Origin of the sequence: Pedobacter sp. SAFR-022, assembly GCF_051965375.1 — a bacterium.
GTDB lineage: Bacteria > Bacteroidota > Bacteroidia > Sphingobacteriales > Sphingobacteriaceae > Pedobacter.
Genome location: NZ_JBQCME010000001.1, coordinates 13,963 through 32,485, shown reverse-complemented (window position 1 = coordinate 32,485; position 18,523 = coordinate 13,963). Strand labels below are relative to the sequence as shown.

General features: G+C 43.1%; 16 protein-coding genes and 5 tRNA genes. 19 read left to right on the top strand and 2 right to left on the bottom strand.

Annotation, left to right across the window (positions count from 1 at the left end; all coding sequences use genetic code 11):
* Positions 1-547: 547 nt before the first annotated feature.
* Positions 548-679 (bottom strand): HD domain-containing protein, encoded by a 132-nt coding sequence (locus tag ACTHQF_RS00160; RefSeq protein ID WP_440428976.1) that lies wholly within the window; start codon positions 677-679, stop codon positions 548-550.
* Positions 680-1,105: 426 nt separating this feature from the next.
* Here ACTHQF_RS00160 and ACTHQF_RS00155 point away from each other — a divergent pair, with 426 nt between their 5' ends.
* From ACTHQF_RS00155 to ACTHQF_RS00140, 4 genes are read left to right on the top strand one after another with little or no spacing between them, the layout of a single operon-like run.
* The gene (locus ACTHQF_RS00155; protein WP_440427632.1) at positions 1,106-2,410 is read left to right on the top strand and encodes a hypothetical protein; all 1,305 of its coding nucleotides are present in this window, start codon (positions 1,106-1,108) and stop codon (positions 2,408-2,410) included.
* An 11-nt stretch (positions 2,411-2,421) separates the two neighbouring features.
* The gene (locus ACTHQF_RS00150; protein ID WP_440427630.1) at positions 2,422-3,663 is read left to right on the top strand and encodes a hypothetical protein; all 1,242 of its coding nucleotides are present in this window, start codon (positions 2,422-2,424) and stop codon (positions 3,661-3,663) included.
* A 26-nt stretch (positions 3,664-3,689) separates the two neighbouring features.
* A complete protein-coding gene (locus ACTHQF_RS00145) occupies positions 3,690-5,444 on the top strand; it encodes a hypothetical protein (protein WP_440427628.1) in 1,755 nt (584 codons plus the stop codon).
* 52 nt (positions 5,445-5,496) lie between these two features.
* Entirely contained in the window at positions 5,497-6,624 is a 1,128-nt protein-coding gene (locus tag ACTHQF_RS00140; protein ID WP_440427627.1) for a hypothetical protein, read from the top strand.
* Position 6,625: 1 nt separating this feature from the next.
* On the opposite strand, the gene ACTHQF_RS00135 is transcribed toward ACTHQF_RS00140, so the two are convergent.
* On the bottom strand, positions 6,626-8,014 hold the full coding sequence (locus ACTHQF_RS00135; RefSeq protein WP_440427625.1) for a sigma 54-interacting transcriptional regulator: 1,389 nt from the start codon (positions 8,012-8,014) through the stop codon (positions 6,626-6,628).
* 323 nt (positions 8,015-8,337) lie between these two features.
* Here ACTHQF_RS00135 and ACTHQF_RS00130 point away from each other — a divergent pair, with 323 nt between their 5' ends.
* From ACTHQF_RS00130 to rpoB, 15 genes are all read left to right on the top strand, one after another.
* Complete coding sequence (locus tag ACTHQF_RS00130; protein ID WP_440427623.1) at positions 8,338-9,222, top strand: tyrosine-type recombinase/integrase; 885 nt, start codon at positions 8,338-8,340, stop codon at positions 9,220-9,222.
* Between the two features lie 15 nt (positions 9,223-9,237).
* Positions 9,238-9,585: a ribosome hibernation-promoting factor, HPF/YfiA family gene (hpf, locus tag ACTHQF_RS00125; protein ID WP_440427621.1), complete on the top strand. Its 348-nt coding sequence runs from the start codon at positions 9,238-9,240 to the stop codon at positions 9,583-9,585.
* A gap of 173 nt (positions 9,586-9,758) precedes the next feature.
* Positions 9,759-9,831: transfer RNA gene (locus ACTHQF_RS00120), tRNA-Thr, on the top strand.
* Between the two features lie 6 nt (positions 9,832-9,837).
* Positions 9,838-9,923, top strand: a tRNA-Tyr gene (locus tag ACTHQF_RS00115).
* Between the two features lie 7 nt (positions 9,924-9,930).
* A tRNA-Gly gene (locus tag ACTHQF_RS00110) sits at positions 9,931-10,003 on the top strand.
* Positions 10,004-10,046: 43 nt separating this feature from the next.
* Positions 10,047-10,118: transfer RNA gene (locus ACTHQF_RS00105), tRNA-Thr, on the top strand.
* A 120-nt stretch (positions 10,119-10,238) separates the two neighbouring features.
* Entirely contained in the window at positions 10,239-11,426 is a 1,188-nt protein-coding gene (gene tuf / locus ACTHQF_RS00100) for an elongation factor Tu (protein WP_440427619.1), read from the top strand.
* A gap of 85 nt (positions 11,427-11,511) precedes the next feature.
* Positions 11,512-11,582 (top strand) — tRNA-Trp (locus tag ACTHQF_RS00095).
* A gap of 14 nt (positions 11,583-11,596) precedes the next feature.
* Positions 11,597-11,794, top strand: a complete 198-nt coding sequence (gene secE, locus ACTHQF_RS00090; RefSeq protein ID WP_440427617.1) for a preprotein translocase subunit SecE — start codon at positions 11,597-11,599, stop codon at positions 11,792-11,794.
* A 9-nt stretch (positions 11,795-11,803) separates the two neighbouring features.
* Entirely contained in the window at positions 11,804-12,346 is a 543-nt protein-coding gene (nusG, locus tag ACTHQF_RS00085; protein ID WP_440427615.1) for a transcription termination/antitermination protein NusG, read from the top strand.
* 87 nt (positions 12,347-12,433) lie between these two features.
* The gene (rplK, locus tag ACTHQF_RS00080) at positions 12,434-12,877 is read left to right on the top strand and encodes a 50S ribosomal protein L11 (RefSeq protein WP_440427613.1); all 444 of its coding nucleotides are present in this window, start codon (positions 12,434-12,436) and stop codon (positions 12,875-12,877) included.
* 23 nt (positions 12,878-12,900) lie between these two features.
* Positions 12,901-13,599, top strand: coding sequence for a 50S ribosomal protein L1 (rplA, locus tag ACTHQF_RS00075; RefSeq protein WP_188627863.1), 699 nt, complete (start codon positions 12,901-12,903; stop codon positions 13,597-13,599).
* A 2-nt stretch (positions 13,600-13,601) separates the two neighbouring features.
* Positions 13,602-14,123, top strand: coding sequence for a 50S ribosomal protein L10 (gene rplJ / locus ACTHQF_RS00070; protein WP_440427611.1), 522 nt, complete (start codon positions 13,602-13,604; stop codon positions 14,121-14,123).
* Positions 14,124-14,187: 64 nt separating this feature from the next.
* Positions 14,188-14,562, top strand: coding sequence for a 50S ribosomal protein L7/L12 (gene rplL / locus ACTHQF_RS00065; protein ID WP_188627861.1), 375 nt, complete (start codon positions 14,188-14,190; stop codon positions 14,560-14,562).
* Between the two features lie 152 nt (positions 14,563-14,714).
* Positions 14,715-18,518: a DNA-directed RNA polymerase subunit beta gene (rpoB, locus tag ACTHQF_RS00060; protein ID WP_440427609.1), complete on the top strand. Its 3,804-nt coding sequence runs from the start codon at positions 14,715-14,717 to the stop codon at positions 18,516-18,518.
* Positions 18,519-18,523 lie beyond the last annotated feature (5 nt).

Here is an 18,523-nt window from a genome sequence, read left to right as displayed (position 1 = left end):
AGCGATTTAGCCTTAGTTTTAGAAAAGCCATCAAACCTAAAGTCGATATATTAGAATCGCAAGCATAGGCAGTCAAAAATCCTGAGAGACAAAAGAAGAAGTCTATAGCAAGATATGCAGGTGAAATTAAGTTGTCTTTGTAGTACGTAAAGACAAACTCCATAAATGAAAGTCTACTACAGATACAGCAGCTATCCCCTGAAGGCCATCAAGAAGTTCAAAGTGTGGTCAGGTGTTTACCAGGCCTTTACTACAGGTCTGTTCATCCATGCATTAAAAAAGCAGGGTTCGGTCTACTGCAATGTAGATAAATTTCAAACTTTTCTTTTGCTGCCATTATCCCGATTTAGAAAAATGACAGTCAACTACTTTCTAAGAATTTCTTTTTCAACACTTTCCTGAAGGGGGTTTACGGCATACATCCAGATAGAACTTGGTCCCCGTTCAATGGCTTTTTTCTTGTTGTAAAACTTATCATAGTTCACATGGAATTCAGCCCAAGTACCCCCAATTGTTAGAAGTATTCTGCAAAAGTGGTTCAAACCTGTCAAGTTTTCGCGGTATAATAAATGAATGTATCGCCGGCGTCGATTTCAACTATGTCATGTACTAGCACCATTTTTAATACTTTAAGCACATCAATGGCACTATTTGCATGTTCTGCTAAGATGATGGTCATCATAGCAAGATGCATCAAACCTCATTAAGAGGTTTACAGAATGGTTTGGTTTGATCATAAAACAGGCGATTTCTTTTATTATCCGGCCTAATTTCCAGTATGATCAGATCTGGACTGTCTAAACTTGGCAGCGGGAAAGTTGGGGTTAGTGTAGGTAAAACTCCGAGGGACTGATTCTTTGCTTGATCCTGTAATTTCATTCAAAGCCTCAATGTAAAACTCGTTTAAAGAATTAAAATCCGACAGCAAGATCCTATTTATTGCGACAGATTTTTCGTGTTCAAACCAAAACCAACAGGAAAACGAATTCCTTTTCGCAGGTATGATATGTAAATACCTCATTTTTAGATAGTTAGCATTTGGCATCAGTTTGGGATAACCTAGTGAAAATGGTTTGTTAATTATAAACACCTAAAACGATATCACATGTATAACTACGGCAACGCATATGGTCAGGCGGGCTATGATCCTTATAGAAGAAGTCAGCCGCAACAGGAGTCAGGTTTTGAATTCGAGGATGAGTCTGGCAGCCAATATGAAAACGAAGATGAACTGATTCCAGAGTTCAATACGGAGCAAAACTATGAAGACGAGTTTGAGTACGAAGATGAAAGTGCGTACGAAGGGGAAGCTGCGTACGAGGCTGAAGATGAAGCTGAACGAGAGGAGGAATACCAGTATGAAGATGAATTTGAGGAGGAGAGCAGCCGAAATGTTCGTGATCATAGGCGGACAGGCGGCACTGGCTCCCGGCGGCCCTCCGGATCAAGCGGACGGCAGAGGCCTTATACGCCCAGATCCGGTGTTCGGGTTTCTCCAAGGGCAGGGGCAGCGCCTTACTATAGAATGTCACGTCCGGGCTACATTGGCTTTGGTTTTCAGCGGCAGAACTACCGGAACAATCCCTATCGCGCTGCCCTGCGCCCATGGCGCAACCGCTATTGGGGCCAAAGCAGAGGTTATTCCGCTCAGCCTTATGGTTACAGCAATCTTGCGCAATCTGGATTTGCGGACTATGATGCAGGAACTGCAGCAACACCAGCAGCTTCCGCTGGTATACCAAGCTATTTGATGGACACCATTCAGAGTCTTTCCCGTCAGTTGGCCACTACCAACGCAAACGTGAATGCGTTGCAGCAGTCGATGATAGAGCCTGGAAATTCCGGATCAATGGCAGCCCCGGAAGGGCCAGCTCCGCAAGGTGCTGCAGCAGCTCAGCCAGGATCGGAAGGGCCGCAGTCCGAAATGGAAGATTATGAATACTATATGGAGTCTGAAATGGACGGCGAAATGGAACAAGATGAAATGGAAGAAATGGAGCTGGCAGCTGAGCTATTGGCTACAAATAACGATCGGGAGCTGGATCACTTTCTGGGCGGTCTCAGCGGGCCACTTAAAGGTATATTGCGTTCCGTCATTAAAACCGCACTACCGGTTGCGGGAGCTGCTGCAGGTACCTTTTTCGGCGGGCCAGTAGGTACCGCGGTTGGTGGGAAGCTGGGTTCGGCCGCATCAAACATGTTTGAATTGGAGTTGGAAGGATTGAGTCTTGAGGATCAGGAATTTGAAGTTGCACGGGCGCTTGTGCGTCTGACAAACGATGCTGCGGCTTCCCTGGACAACGTGAGGCCTTCCGGCAACGAAGGTGATGATGCCAGAAATGCTTTAATCAGCGCGGCAATGCGGCATGCACCTGGTTTATTGATGAGAAAGAGCCGTAGGAACCAATAAAGGCAGGTACGATGCAATATTCATTTGAATACCTGAACAACGAAGCCCGATCACTGCTGGCGCGATTAAACCAGGTTAAGCCTTTCAGTATGACCATGCCAATGGTTAAAGGTGCTTCAATCGGCAAGGCTGCGTACAAGGAAGTGATTGCTTTGCTTGAGCGTGAAAAATCAGTATTAAGAAAAGGCATAAACAAGTTCATTGAAGATTTAAAAGAGGCTGAAAGGCTTAAGATTGACGAACGGCATTTTCAAAGCCGCTTTACGGTTCTAAAAATACGATTTAACAACATTTTAGATCAACTGGACATTTTCGCCGATGTACTGTCCCAACGTGGGGAATACGATGTTGGTATTTGGGCGGCAGGTTTGGATGTGCTTGCTGAAGATGGCCTCAAGGTACTTGAGCCGTTTACAGAAATACCCAATTTGATGGTTTACCTGGACCGGGGCCATGGGGCAGCCATCAGGAGAGCCCGCACACGATTGCCAGGCGGTGTTCAGAATCCAGTCGCAATTATTCGGGTGCCCAGAGAGCGGATGGTGGGTAGTGGAATTGCTTCGTCCCTGATTCATGAGGTCGGGCATCAGGCCGCTGCTTTGTTGAATCTTGTGCCCAGTTTAAGCACCGTCCTGGCAAAAAAGGCAACCAGTTCTCCCGATAAACTCGCCTGGGAATACTATAACCGCTGTATTTCGGAGATCGTAAGCGACGTATGGGCCATGGGCCATCTGGGCATTTCTGCAACACTTGGATTGATGGGCGTGGTAACCTTGCCCAGATATTTTCAATTCCGGTTGAATGTCGTTGATCCCCATCCAACACCTTATATCCGGGTTCAGCTTAGCTGTGCATTTGGAAAACAGTTGTATCCACATGAACAATGGGATACTTTATGGGAGATGTGGACCAGGTTTTATCCAAAACAGGGACTTGATGCTGCTTCAGTCAGAATCATAAGCACCATTGAAAAGCAAATAGATCCTTTCGTAGATCTGGTGATTCATCATACAACAGGAAAGATGCAGGCTAAAAAGCTCTATGAACTCTTTCCCTTGCAAAAGCGGGAGCCGCGGAAACTTCAAGCACTGTATCAATTATGGAGATCTAAAAAATTACAACTACAATCCATGCCTCCAACGCTTGTATTCGCCTTATTCGGCCAGGCTAAATTCGACCTGGCCATTGGCGCCCAAGAAGAAAGTCAGGTACTCACTCAACAATTGCGGAGGTGGGCATTTGAAAGAAATTAAAAATTCAACCCTAAATACATAAAATCATGACCAAGATAATTATTAGGCCACTCGACATAACCCGAAATTATGATCCGGCTGATTTGGAAGTTTCCATTACAAGAGAGAAAGCAGAGGATGGCTCATCGATTGTCAAAAAGTTCCGGCTAACAAACAAGAATTTCATTCCGAACGCAGATCTGCAGCCGAACGACACCATCAGGCTTACTTACAAAGGGATTGATCAGCTGATATCGCTGGCCGATAATCCCAGATATACGCATGTCATTGATCCTGCACAGCTGGCAAATTCAGACCATACCATCACACTGATTATTCATCCGCCTGAAAATTCAGAACTCAACCCTGTGTCTATAGAGAGCGATGTCAATGTGAATTTAAAATCCTTTGGGTTTAAAGAGCCTTTGGAGATCCGGTTAACGCCAACGAGTGGCGGACAAACCAAGGATCAGGCACTATGGGATACGATCAACAGTCATAAACTCGATTTTAAGCACTACAGCAATTTCATAGATGAGGTGTTGCGTTTTGAGGGGCCAGGTGGAAAAGGAAGAGCCTACTTCAATTCTGGGTCTCCAACTGCCGGTTCAAAAAAGGATAAGCTGAGTGAAAGTCAGCAAATGAAGCTTGCTGATTCCATGCGTTTACCATTCAACCGGACAGAAGCTTATAGTTTGCTGAAGTTTGCCACAGAGCGGTATGTAGAACATGTTTATAGCCTGGCTAGATTTGCCGACGAATATAGTTCGAACGAAGATAGCTTCGACTTAAATGATTACCTGGGCAAGGACAAAATCATTCCGTATTACGATTTGATCAAAGCCAAGATCAAAGAATATTTTATCAGAACAGGGGCGGAATCCGGATATTTAAAGGGGAATGCGGATGCGAACCTGATTGAACTGATCTGGAACTACTGGCATGAAGAAGGCAAGGTTAGCCAAACCATGAACGCATTGGCCAGAAGGTTTCAGAATATCAAAAACGGGTACAAAGATCCGCTGCTCAACTTTGCACTCGACCCACTTCGGCCGTTAAACCACATTCTTTGGGGTTATATTCAAGATCAGCAGCATCGTCTTACGGCAACGCGCAAGAACTATGAATATACCAGTGAATATGATCTGGCTGTGCTTGGAAACGTGAAGCCAGGATTTAACCCGGCAGACAGGAGATCGAAGTTCCTGCAGTCCTTTCATCGTTTGATCCATGAGGCGACCGAATACTTTGTGCAGTCGGACAATACAACGATCAGGCCGGACGGATTCAAACTGCTGAATGCCTTAAGGGATACCCACCGGATACTGGCGGAAGGTGCACACAATCAATTTGGCGACCTGCCAACTGTTGCCAGAATTGAGACGCTTATTGAACAATGGATTCTTTCCAGACCTGAAGTGCGGGAGTTTTTGGGGGGACGCATCATGGTTCCTTATGAAGAGCCCTGGATGGATCGTGTGGACAGCATGAAGGCCTTACAGGGCTGGGATAATACAAGTATTTCCTTTTACCGCGACTTGGCTGTAAATGGGGAGAAGATTATTCTCGGCATTCGTTATGGCAACTGGACCAATGTTTCCAGCAGGGATCATGCGACCAATTGGGCCGATGCTTTCCGGGATGCCATTCAGCGTTACATTCACAGCTATTATACCGTGACCGGAATAGATCTTTCTGCACCCACCGTAAATATCAATCCGGAGGTCAGTGCGCTGTTACCTGGCTTACATATTTACCGCCGGCTAAACCGGGAAAAACAACGCTTTTCCAGAAGGTACTAGGAGTAAAATGCATTTCGAAAAAAGTACATACACCTATTAAACAGAACACAAGATGTGCAACAATTGTCAATCAAGAGAGTTCGAGCTTGTTCCCGAACTCGAATCTATCCTCCAGGAGTATTCTTTTGAGGATGAACTGTACTCAGAAGTGGCTCCTGCAGCCTGTGGAACGTTGTCTGCCGCCAAAGTTGGCAGCGCGCGCACAGCAAACAGGATTGCTGCCAAAGATATTGGATGGGGCTGCCTCATCTCAGGTAAAGTAAATGCCATCCCAGAGTTGCTAAGGCTATTGAGGCTCGGCGCTGCTGTAACAGAAGCTGACCTGGCTTGTGCAATTGCCGCCTGGCAAGCAAAGGCTAAATTACCGGCAACAGGAATACTTGATAAAAGAAGCTGGGCAACCATGAACCTGCTGCCCAAATTAAAATATCCATTGTCGACCGTGGTCTATTACGGCGGCCGGAAGCTCGGTATTCTAGAGAAGACTGCAGCCTACAGGGTATGTTACCTAGATGGAAGTATTTGCAGGCCGGCTCCAACAGCCGGAAACGACAGAGGAGCCATGCACATCGAGTTGGGTTTCAGGATTACAGATATGGATGCGGTTAAAAAGGCTGGATTTGTGGATGCTGCAGGTAAACCTCAATTTCGATGGATACAAGTGATAGAAACGAATCAGACGCTCAACCAAACGACCGGTAGAACAGTTAAAAAATACAGCAAATATGTTGATCCGATTCCTGCATCTGGCGCTGTGGCCGATAATCCGTATTATTGGAATGAACCCGGTGTCGGCGATCCAAATTTACAGGTCACGGCCTTCATGGACCGGCCTTCTTCCCACAATCATTTGTGCTACCACCTGCTTTTTGAAGACCAGCCCAGCAGAAGTTTGGCAAGTGCTTCTGCAGGTAAGCGCGTGTTCTGGAATGCCGAAGTTGCCTTGGTTGGTGTGCGTAAGGGAAACAAGAATGTCCTGCTAAATGCCTTCACATGGGGCTTTGATATCGTGATCAATTCAAGTGGAAGACCTGTTGTAAAGCCAAATGGAATGTTTGTTGCGCCACGTGGTGGTTCCGCCATGTTTGTCAGGACCTTAAATAATCTTAGTAAAGCCGGTCAGTTTCCAACACATTGTTTTGCGGCGGGAAAGTTTAGCGGAAAAGCGCTGTGCGTATAACTTATAGATTGCTCAAGGCGGCTGTTACTTTCTTTTTCACATATTGCTGAACGGTTCTCACGTCAACACCAAGTCTTTTTGCTGCTTTTTGTTTGTTGTTATTTTCAAGATCAAGGGCCACTTCAATGGCTGTTTCTGATATTCTATCCTTGAGCTTCCACCAGTCTTCGCCGGTAAGCAGGGCCTTACGGATGAGCGCTTCCATACTTTCTGGAGGTCTATTGGACCTTTGTGTGGCACTGGCGAGTTGCCGGTCTGCGGCCGGAAGTTCACCTATGGTGATTTTGTTGTGCCTTACATGTTTTAAGGCCATTCTCTGGACAAGCTGGCGCAATTCCCGGATATTGCCCACATATGGTCGGTTAAGCAAATACTGCAAAACAGGTTTGTCAAGTTCCGGGCGTTCTTTGTCTTCGAACAATTGCGTCAGGAAGTAATCGACAAGGGCAGGGATGTCCTCCCGTCGCTCGTCCAAAGATGGAACCCGCAGCTGGCAGTCGGAAATACGGAAATATAAATCCTGTCGGAAGCGACCTTGTTCAACTTCCGACAGGAGATTTCTGTTTGTAGCGCATACCAATCTGAAATATGATTTCTGCCAGGTATTGCTGCCGATCTTCTTATATGTTCCTTCCTGAAGTACCCGCAATAGTTCTGGCTGAAGGTTCAGCGGCAACTCTCCGATCTCATCTAAGAAGAGCGTCCCGCCATTTGCCAGGGCAACAGCGCCTTCTCTGCTCTGAACCGCATTGGTGTACGATCCTCTTTCGTGGCCAAAAAGCTCACTGCCAGAAAGCTCCGCAACGATGGTTGTACAATCTACGACGATCAGATTTTTTTTGTTTTTGCGCAAATCAACTGTATGGATCAGGTTTGAAATTAGTTCTTTGCCTGTGCCAGATTCACCAATTAACAATACCGGTGCCTGTGAAAACAGGATGGTTTCTATCAGTTCAAAAAGAAAGGTATTCCAGATTATGCTGCTGCCTATTAATGTCTCTTTTACGAATGCAGAGTCAAGTACCTTCTTAATGCTGTTGCTGTGCGCATACTTCGATTCGAAATAGACAACAAGCTCATTTCTGCCTGACCATTCCACCATGTCGTCAATTCCGGTAATCAGCATTTGCAGACAATCGTAAACATCACTAAGGGGCTGTTTTAAAACCAGGATAATTGGCCTTGCCGTTTTCTGGAAAGTTGTGGGTAAGCCCTGAATTTGTGCCAGTTCGAAAGGGTTGGGGACACCATTTGCAAAGATGACGAAGGGAAAGTCGGGAGAGTTCCTTTTGGCGTCAAAGTAGTTCCGGAAAAATTGCTCGTCTTCCACATCTCTTTTGGATTGTGAGACGATATTCCAACAGTGACAGGGATGCGTATTGGACTCCATTGATTTACTGTATAACCGTTTGATCAAGTAAGGCCTGACTCATCAATCAATTTAACGAAAAATAATGGTTAAAGGTACTTTGATTATGTAAATTGACAATTCACTTCTGTCCAGGGTTCTTCCGGTTTGCTGGAGAAATTTGCCCGCATTTTCGTGAATTTTGAAGATCGGAATGAAGCAAAATACATCATGGCAGGACATCGTAAACTAGTCCATATTATAGCGAATTGGGGTCAGATCAGCCAGGGTCGTCTTTTTAAATCAGCCTTTTACTTTGTTCTTTAGTTGGCAATGTGTATCTTGATTTCGAAGATCAGGGGATTATGTTGAAAGCGCGTTTTATACAATACATCTCAGAGCAGAAGAAATACTCCGCTCATACGCAGACCGCCTATGCACAGGATCTGCTGCAGTTTGAAGATTTTATTCGATGCAACTATGCGCTCAGCTTTGAAGCTGTGCAGCATATCCATGCCCGGGAGTATATCGTTTACTTGATGGAACAGGGCCTGGGTACGAGTTCTATCGGCCGAAAGCTCTCTACCTTACGCAGCTTCTATAAGTACCTGCAACGCCAGGGCCTGGTATCCCGTAATCCGATGTTGCTTGTAAAGGCACCTAAGATCACTAAAAAGCTACCGGTGTTTGTGGATGAACAAAAGATGGACGAGCTGCTGGATTCGGAGGTTGTGTTCGACAACAGTTTCCCATCCCTGCGTGATAAGATGATGATGGAACTGTTTTTCGGTACCGGTATGCGACTGTCGGAGCTCATCAGCTTGAAAGAAACAGATGTAAGCTTCTATGAGCACACGGTTCGTGTATTGGGTAAAGGGAACAAGGAGCGTATTGTGCCGGTTACGCCACAGCTATCTGCGCAGCTTAAAGCTTACCTGGATATGAAACACCTGCAGCAATTTGATACCGCAACAGCATCGCTCTTCGTTACCGACAAAGGCGAGCCGTTATATGCGAAGTATGTTTATAATAAAGTAAAGCACTACCTGGCACTCGTATCCACACAGGAGAAGCGGAGCCCGCACGTATTGAGGCACTCTTATGCCACCAGTTTATTGAATCGTGGTGCCGACCTGAATGCGATAAAGGAGTTGCTTGGGCATGCCAGCCTGGCGGCCACACAGGTCTATACACACAATTCTATTGAAAGACTAAAATCAATTTATAAACAAGCCCATCCAAAGGCGTAACAAAAGGAGGAAAACATGAAGATTACAATTCAATCAATCCGCTTCGATGCAGACATCAAGTTGTTAAACTTTATTCAGAAGAAAGCAAACAAGCTGGACCAGTACTTTGACCAGATTGTGAGTGGGGCAGTTTACCTGAAACTGTCCAAAGTGGAAGATGAGGCAAACAAAATTTGCGAGATTAAGCTCAATGTACCGGGCGGAACCATGTTTGCAAAAGCACAATGTAAATCCTTTGAAGAGGCTACAGATTTGTCGGTCGAGTCATTGATTAAACAAATCACCAGGCATAAAGCTAAAAATCGTGCAAAAAGTTATGAGCACAAAGAATTTTTACGGACTTATGAAGTTGCTGAGTATTAAGGATATATTTTCTAATAGCGACAAAAATGGATTGGCAGCACTTAAACTGCCAATCTTTTTTTTGAAAAAAGTTTTGGACAGTTGAAATATGCGTGTATATTTGCATTCCATTTCAGGGACAGCGGTTCGCTTCTAAACAAGAAATGGATTTGTTCTGTGAAATTATAGTATTAGCCTCCTTAGCTCAGCTGGTAGAGCAACTGACTTGTAATCAGTAGGTCATTGGTTCGATCCCGATAGGAGGCTCAATACGGGGAGATACCAGAGTGGCCAAATGGGACAGACTGTAACTCTGTTGTCGCAAGACTTCGAAGGTTCGAATCCTTCTCTCCCCACCATTAAGAAGCGGAAGTAGCTCAGTTGGTAGAGCGATAGCCTTCCAAGCTATAGGTCGCGAGTTCGAACCTCGTCTTCCGCTCTAAAATTGGATGGGCTGTTCGGCAGGACATAAGGATTTAAAAGCCGAAGTAGCTCAGCGGTAGAGCACTTCCTTGGTAAGGAAGAGGTCGTGGGTTCAAGTCCCATCTTTGGCTCAAAAAAGAAACAAGAGACTTTGTTAATCTGTAATAACACACAGCATGAACAAGGTCTTCTGCATTGAAATTACAACAACAAATAAAAATAAAAGTTAACCTACTAATAAGTATAAAAACATGGCAAAAGAAAAGTTTGACCGCAGTAAGCCGCACTTAAACATCGGCACAATCGGTCACGTTGACCACGGTAAAACAACCTTAACAGCAGCTATCACTAAAGTGTTATCTGATGCTGGTTTATCTGAGGCGCGTTCATTTGATTCTATTGACTCAGCTCCTGAGGAAAAAGAAAGAGGTATCACTATTAACACTGCACACGTTGAGTATTCAACTGCTAACCGTCACTATGCTCACGTTGACTGTCCAGGTCACGCGGATTACGTGAAAAACATGGTTACAGGTGCGGCGCAAATGGATGGTGCTATTATCGTTGTAGCGGCTACAGATGGTCCGATGCCACAAACTCGTGAGCACATTCTATTGGCTCGTCAGGTAGGTGTTCCTTCATTGGTAGTATTCATGAACAAAGTGGATATGGTTGACGATCCTGAGTTACTAGAACTAGTAGAGATGGAAGTTCGTGAACTATTATCTTTCTATGATTTCCCAGGTGATGACATTCCAGTTATCCAAGGATCTGCTCTAGGTGGATTGAACGGTGATCCGAAATGGGTTGCTAAAATCATGGAATTAATGGATGCTGTAGATAACTACGTACCAATTCCTCCACGTTTAACTGATCTTCCATTCTTAATGCCTGTTGAAGATGTATTCTCGATCACTGGTCGTGGTACTGTAGCAACTGGTCGTATTGAGCGTGGTGTAATCAACTCTGGTGATCCAGTTGAGATCTTGGGTATGGGTGCAGAAAATCTTAAATCAACTGTAACAGGTGTTGAGATGTTCCGTAAGATCCTTGATTATGGTGAAGCAGGTGATAACGTAGGTCTATTATTACGTGGTATTGAGAAAACTGATATCCGTCGTGGTATGGTAATCTGTAAACCAGGTTCTGTAACACCTCACACTGATTTCCAAGCTGAGATCTATGTATTATCAAAAGCAGAAGGTGGTCGTCACACTCCATTCTTCAACAAATACCGTCCACAATTCTATTTCCGTACCACAGACGTAACTGGTGAGATCTCACTAGCTGAAGGAACTGAAATGGTTATGCCAGGTGATAACGTTACCATCAATGTTAAATTGATCAACGCAATCGCAATGGAAAAAGGTCTACGTTTCGCTATCCGTGAAGGTGGTAGAACAGTAGGTGCTGGTCAGGTAACTGAAATCGTAAAATAATTATCGGAGCAATCTGATAGAAAATAGAGCTTAGTACTTGGATACGGCGAAATTTGGCTCATTCAAGTACTAAGTTTTTTTAAACACGGGAATAGTTCAATGGTAGAATAGAGGTCTCCAAAACCTTTGATCAGGGTTCGAATCCTTGTTCCCGTGCAAAAAATAGAATAATGGCTAAAGTAGTTCAGTTTGTAAAAGAATCGTATGAAGAAATGACCCAAAAGGTTACCTGGCCTACATGGGGGGATTTGCAAAATTCCGCGATGTTGGTTTTAGTTGCCTCTTTAGTCATTGCAATCGTTATCTTTGCAATGGATAAGGGTTCTGTATTTGTACTGGATACTTTTTATAAATCACTCTCAAATTAATAAGCTAGAATGGACGATCAGTTAAAGTGGTATGTGGTTAGGGCTGTTAGTGGAAAAGAGAAGAAGGTAAAACAGTATATCGATTCTGAAATCAGCCGTTTAGGTCTTTCTGAAAGAGTTCCTCAAGTATTGATCCCCATGGAGAAATACTACCAAATGAAAGAGGGCAAGAAAATAGCCAAAGAACGTAACTTCTACCCTGGTTACGTGTTAATCGAAGCTCAACTGGATGGTGAGCTTGAGCACGTTATTAAAGGTGTAAATAGTGTTATCGGATTTCTGGGTGACAAAAATGGTACTCCGGTTCCAATGCGTCAGGCAGAAGTTAACCGCATTTTAGGTAAGGTTGACGAGATGAGCCAGCAAAGTGAGGTGATGAGTGTATCTTACTATGTAGGTGAAAACATTAAAGTAATGGACGGACCGTTTAACGGATTTACCGGCGTTATTGAAGAAGTAAACGAAGAAAAGAAAAAATTAAAAGTAATGGTTAAGATTTTCGGTCGTAAAACACCGCTTGAACTTAACTATATGCAAGTCGAAAAAGAGTAATCTCGAGGGATTACTACTATCATAAAAGCCTTAAATGTTACTTGCTTCCAAAAATAACATTGAGTATTCAAATTAACAAAACAGAAAATGGCAAAAGAAGTCAGTGCGCTTGTTAAATTACAAATCAAGGGTGGAGCTGCAAATCCTTCGCCACCGGTAGGACCTGCATTGGGTGCTAAAGGTGTTAACATCATGGAGTTTTGCAAGCAATTCAATGCTCGTACCCAAGATAAGCCCGGTAAAGTATTACCAGTTGTAATTACTGTTTATGCTGACAAGTCTTTCGAATTCATCATCAAAACCCCTCCGGTTGCTATCCAGTTAAAAGATGCAACTAAATTAACGAGTGGTTCTGCTGAGCCCAACCGTAAAAAAGTTGGTTCGGTGACTTGGGATCAGGTTAGATCGATTGCTGAAGATAAGATGTCAGATTTAAATGCATTTACTATCGAGTCGGCAATGAGTATGGTTGCCGGTACAGCACGCAGTATGGGAATCACCGTTAGCGGTGATGCGCCCTGGACAAATTAATTAACAAAAAACAGTTTACAACAGTGGCTAAATTAACAAAAAATCAAAAAAAGGCACATGCTAAACTAGAATCTGGTAAAACGTATTCTTTACAGGATGCGGCTGCTTTGGTAAAAGAAATTACTACAACTAAATTTGATGCATCAGTAGATATTGATGTATCTTTGGGTGTAGATCCACGTAAAGCCAATCAAATGGTACGTGGTATTGCTACTTTACCACATGGTACAGGTAAAACTGTACGTGTATTAGTTCTTTGTAATCCTGATAAGGAAGAAGAGGCTAAAGCGGCAGGTGCAGATTTCGTCGGTTTAGATGAATATGTGTCTAAGATTGAAGGTGGATGGACAGATGTTGACATTATTATCACTACTCCTGCGTGTATGGCAAAAGTAGGTAAACTGGGCCGCGTTTTAGGTCCACGTAACCTTATGCCAAACCCTAAATCAGGAACTGTAACCAATGAAGTTGGTAAAGCAGTTAATGAGGTAAAAGCAGGTAAGATCGATTTTAAAGTTGACAAAACTGGAATCATTCATGCTTCGATAGGAAAAGTATCATTCCCAGCAGAGAAAATATATGAAAATGCTTTAGAAGTACTTCAGGTAATTTCGAAATTAAAACCATCTGCTGCAAAAGGAACTTATTTCAAGAGCATTCACGTTTCTTCAACAATGAGTCCTGGAATTGCAATCGAAACTAAATCAGTAGCGGGGATCTAATTATGAACAGAGAAGAAAAACACGAACTAGTTTCAACTCTGCAAGCTAAAATGCAACAGTATGGCAATTTCTATATTGCAGATACTTCAGCATTGACAGTTGCAAAAGTGAATAATATCCGCCGCAAATGTTTTGAGAGCGGGATTGAAATGCAGGTAGCTAAAAACTCTTTAATCAGAAAAGCGATTGAAGGATTAGATGGCGATGCATCAGAGATCTTTGCAGCACTAAAAGGTCAGTCAGCATTATTATTCTCAGAACAAAGCAATGGTCCAGCTAAGCTGATCAAAGCCTTGAGAAAAGGATCTGATAAACCAGTGTTAAAAGCAGCTTATATCGATGCTTCGGTATACGTTGGTGATAACCACTTAGATGCTTTGGTAAACATCAAATCGAGAGAAGAGCTTATCGGAGACATCGTTGGATTATTACAATCACCTGCTAAAAACGTTATTTCAGCGTTAAAATCAAGCGGTGGCAAAATTGCAGGAATTGTTAAAACTCTTCAAGAAAGAGAAGGTTAAGGAACACCTGATAAGTTTCATATTATAATAAATTATTTTACGTAAATTTTTAAAATCTATAAAAATGGCAGATTTAAAAGCGTTTGCTGAGCAATTAGTAAACTTAACAGTTAAAGAAGTTAACGAATTAGCTCAAATCTTGAAAGACGAGTATGGTATTGAACCAGCTGCTGCTGCAGTTGCTGTTGCTGGCCCTGCTGCTGATGCTGCTCCGGCTGCAGAAGAAAAAACTACTTTTGATGTAATATTGAAAGAAGCTGGTGGTGCTAAATTAGCAGTTGTGAAATTGGTGAAAGACTTAACTGGTCTAGGCTTGAAAGAAGCTAAAGATTTAGTTGATGGTGCTCCAAAAGAACTTAAAGCTGGTGTTGCTAAAGACGAAGCTGAAGCGTTGAAAAAACAACTTGAAGAAGCTGGAGCTGTAGTTGAAATTAAGTAATCACTTAATTTAACCACATTTTAATATAGACTCCGACTGAATAGTCGGAGTCTATACCTGTTTATAAACTTTTCATTTTGCTTGGTTGATGAAAATGTATAACGGCAAACCAAACAAATAGTTTATTCTTAAAGTAAATTAACTTTAGTCCATTGGCAAATAAAGTCGACCAAAGAGTAAATTTTGCACGTAGTAAGCATATCATAGATTACCCAGATTTTCTGGATGTGCAGTTGCAATCGTTCCGCGAGTTCTTCCAGATCGAAACCACCTCAGATAACCGTCACACAGAAGGTTTGTTTAAGGTGTTTGCGGAGAACTTCCCAATTACAGATTCAAGAAATATTTTCGTTCTTGAATTTCTAGATTATTTTATCGATCCACCGCGTTATGATATACCTGAGTGTATCGACCGTGGATTGACTTATAGTGTTCCGTTGAAGGCTAAGTTAAAGCTTTCTTGTAACGACGCGGAGCACGAAGATTTTGAAACCATTATTCAGGATGTATACTTAGGTACTATACCTTACATGACCCCTAAGGGTACATTCGTTATCAACGGCGCAGAGCGTGTTATTGTTTCTCAATTACACAGGTCTCCAGGTGTGTTCTTTGGCCAAAGCCGTCACACTAACGGTACCAAGCTTTATTCTGCCCGTGTAATTCCTTTCAAAGGATCATGGATCGAGTTTGCTACAGACGTGAACAACGTAATGTATGCTTACATCGACCGTAAGAAAAAATTCCCGGTAACCACTTTATTGCGTGCTATTGGTTATGACTCTGATAAGGATATCTTAGAACTGTTTGATTTAGCTGACGAAGTAAAAGTTAGCAAGTCTGGTTTGAAGAAATACATCGGTCGTAAACTTGCTGCAAGGGTTCTTAGAAAATGGGTTGAAGATTTTGTTGACGAGGATACCGGTGAGGTTGTGTCAATAGATCGTAACGAAGTTATCTTAGACAGGGATACTGTTTTAGAAGAAGATCACATCGATATGATCATCGATGCTGGCGTGAAAACAATCATCTTATCTAAAGAGGACGGCGCCAGCCAGGCTGATTATACCATCATATATAATACTTTACAGAAAGATACTTCAAACTCTGAAAAAGAGGCTGTTGAAAACATCTACCGTGCTTTGCGTAACGCAGAACCACCTGATGAGGAAACTGCAAGAGGTATCATTGAGCGTTTGTTCTTCTCAGACAAACGTTATGACCTTGGTGATGTAGGTCGTTACCGCATCAACAGGAAACTGAAAATGGATACCCCGGAGCACGTGAAGGTATTGACAAAAGCGGATATCATTGCGATTGTTAAGTATCTGATCAAATTGATCAACTCCAAAGAAGAGGTGGATGATATCGATCACTTGTCGAACCGTCGTGTTCGTACCGTAGGTGAGCAGTTATACGCCCAGTTTGGTGTTGGTTTAGCACGTATGGCCCGTACCATCCGCGAGCGTATGAACATTCGCGACAATGAGGTTTTTACACCTACAGATTTGATTAATGCCCGTACTTTATCGTCGGTTATTAACTCTTTCTTTGGTACCAACCAGTTGTCTCAGTTCATGGACCAAACTAACCCATTGGCAGAGATCACGCACAAGCGTCGTTTATCAGCTTTAGGTCCAGGTGGTCTTTCACGTGAGCGTGCAGGTTTCGAGGTTCGTGACGTTCACTATACGCACTATGGTCGTTTGTGTACCATCGAAACGCCAGAGGGACCAAACATTGGTTTGATTTCATCTCTTTGCGTTCACGCGAAGATCAATAACCTTGGTTTCATTGAGACCCCATACAAACGTGTAGTTGATGGTGTGGTTTCTGTTGATGAGCCGGTTGTTTACTTATCTGCTGAAGATGAGGATGGTAAAACCATCGCGCAAGCAAATGCGGAGTATGATGATAAAGGTAACTTCACCACCTCACGTGTTAAAGCACGTTATGAGGGTGACTTCCCGGTTATTGAGCCTGAGAAATTAGACTTAATGGACGTAGCGCCGAATCAGATTACTTCGATCGCTGCTTCATTGATTCCTTTCCTGGAGCATGATGATGCGAACAGGGCTTTGATGGGATCGAACATGCAACGTCAGGCCGTACCATTGTTACGTCCTGAAGCACCAATCGTTGGTACAGGTTTGGAAGGTCGCGTTGCCCGTGACTCCAGAACGTTGATCAATGCTGAAGGTGATGGTGTTGTAGAATATGTTGATGCTAACGAGATCACTATTAAATATGAGCGTAACGATGCTGATCGTTTAGTTTCTTTTGAAGGTGACAGCAAGACTTATAAATTAATTAAATTCAAGAAAACCAACCAGAATACTTGTATCAACTTAAAGCCTATCGTTAAGAAAGGTCAGCGTGTTGTTAAAGGACAAGTACTTTGCGAGGGATATGCAACCGAAAATGGTGAGCTGGCATTAGGAAGAAACTTAAAAGTAGCTTTCATGCCTTGGCAAGGATACAACTTTGAGGATGCGATCGTAATTAACGAGCGTATTGTTAGAGAAGATATCTTTACTTCACTTCACATTGAGGAGTTTGAATTAGAGGTGCGTGATACTAAACGTGGGGAAGAGGAGTTAACACCAGATATCCCTAACGTTTCTGAAGAAGCAACCAGAGATTTAGATGAGAACGGTATTATCCGTATCGGTGCTGAGGTTAAAGAAGGTGATATCCTAATCGGTAAGATCACACCTAAAGGCGAGTCTGATCCTTCTCCGGAAGAGAAATTACTTCGTGCGATTTTTGGAGATAAAGCTGGTGATGTGAAAGATGCATCGCTTAAAACACCTCCATCTATTAAAGGTGTGGTAATTGATACCAAGTTGTTCTCTAGAGCTAAGAAAACTTCTAAAGCGGAAGAAAAATCTGCTATAGAAAAATTAGACAAGAGATATGAATTGGCAACAACTAACCTTAAAAATGAGCTGCTAGACAAATTGTTCCAGATTGTAAATGGTAAGACCTCACAAGGTGTTTACAATGTTTACAAGGAGCTGTTGTTCCCTAAAGGAGCGAAGTTTACGCAGAAAAGTTTAGCTGATCTGGAGTATGCGCACATCAATCCATACAAATGGACTACTGATGATGACAAAAACGAGCAGATCAAAATGTTGATCCATAACTATGGTATCCGCGTAAACGAAGAGCTTGGTGCATACAAGCGTGACAAATTCGCCATCTCTGTTGGTGATGAGTTGCCATCAGGTATTGTACAAATGGCTAAGGTTTATGTTGCTAAAAAGCGTAAATTGAAAGTAGGGGATAAGATGGCTGGTCGTCACGGTAATAAGGGTATCGTTGCCCGTATCGTTCGTGATGAAGATATGCCGTTCCTTGAAGACGGAACACCGGTTGATATCGTGTTGAACCCACTGGGTGTACCTTCACGTATGAACCTTGGACAGATCTATGAAACTGTATTGGCTTGGGCTGGTAAAGAACTGGGCGTGAAATTCGCGACTCCAATCTTTGATGGTGCGAAGTTACATGAGGTTGAAGAGTGGATCGCCAAAGCTGGTGTACCTGCAACAGGAAGAACCTATTTATACAACGGTTTAACAGGTGAGCGTTTCGACCAGCCAACTACAGTAGGTATTATCTACATGCTGAAACTGGGTCACATGGTTGATGATAAGATGCACGCACGTTCAATCGGACCATACTCATTAATTACACAACAACCTCTGGGTGGTAAAGCACAGTTTGGTGGTCAGCGTTTTGGTGAGATGGAGGTTTGGGCACTGGAAGCATTTGGTGCAGCCAACATTCTACAAGAGATCTTAACCGTTAAATCGGATGATGTTATTGGTAGAGCGAAAACTTATGAAGCCATTGTGAAAGGAGAGAACCTCCCTACACCAGGTGTACCAGAATCATTCAATGTATTGGTACATGAGCTACGTGGATTAGGTTTGGATATTACGTTAGACTAAAAGTT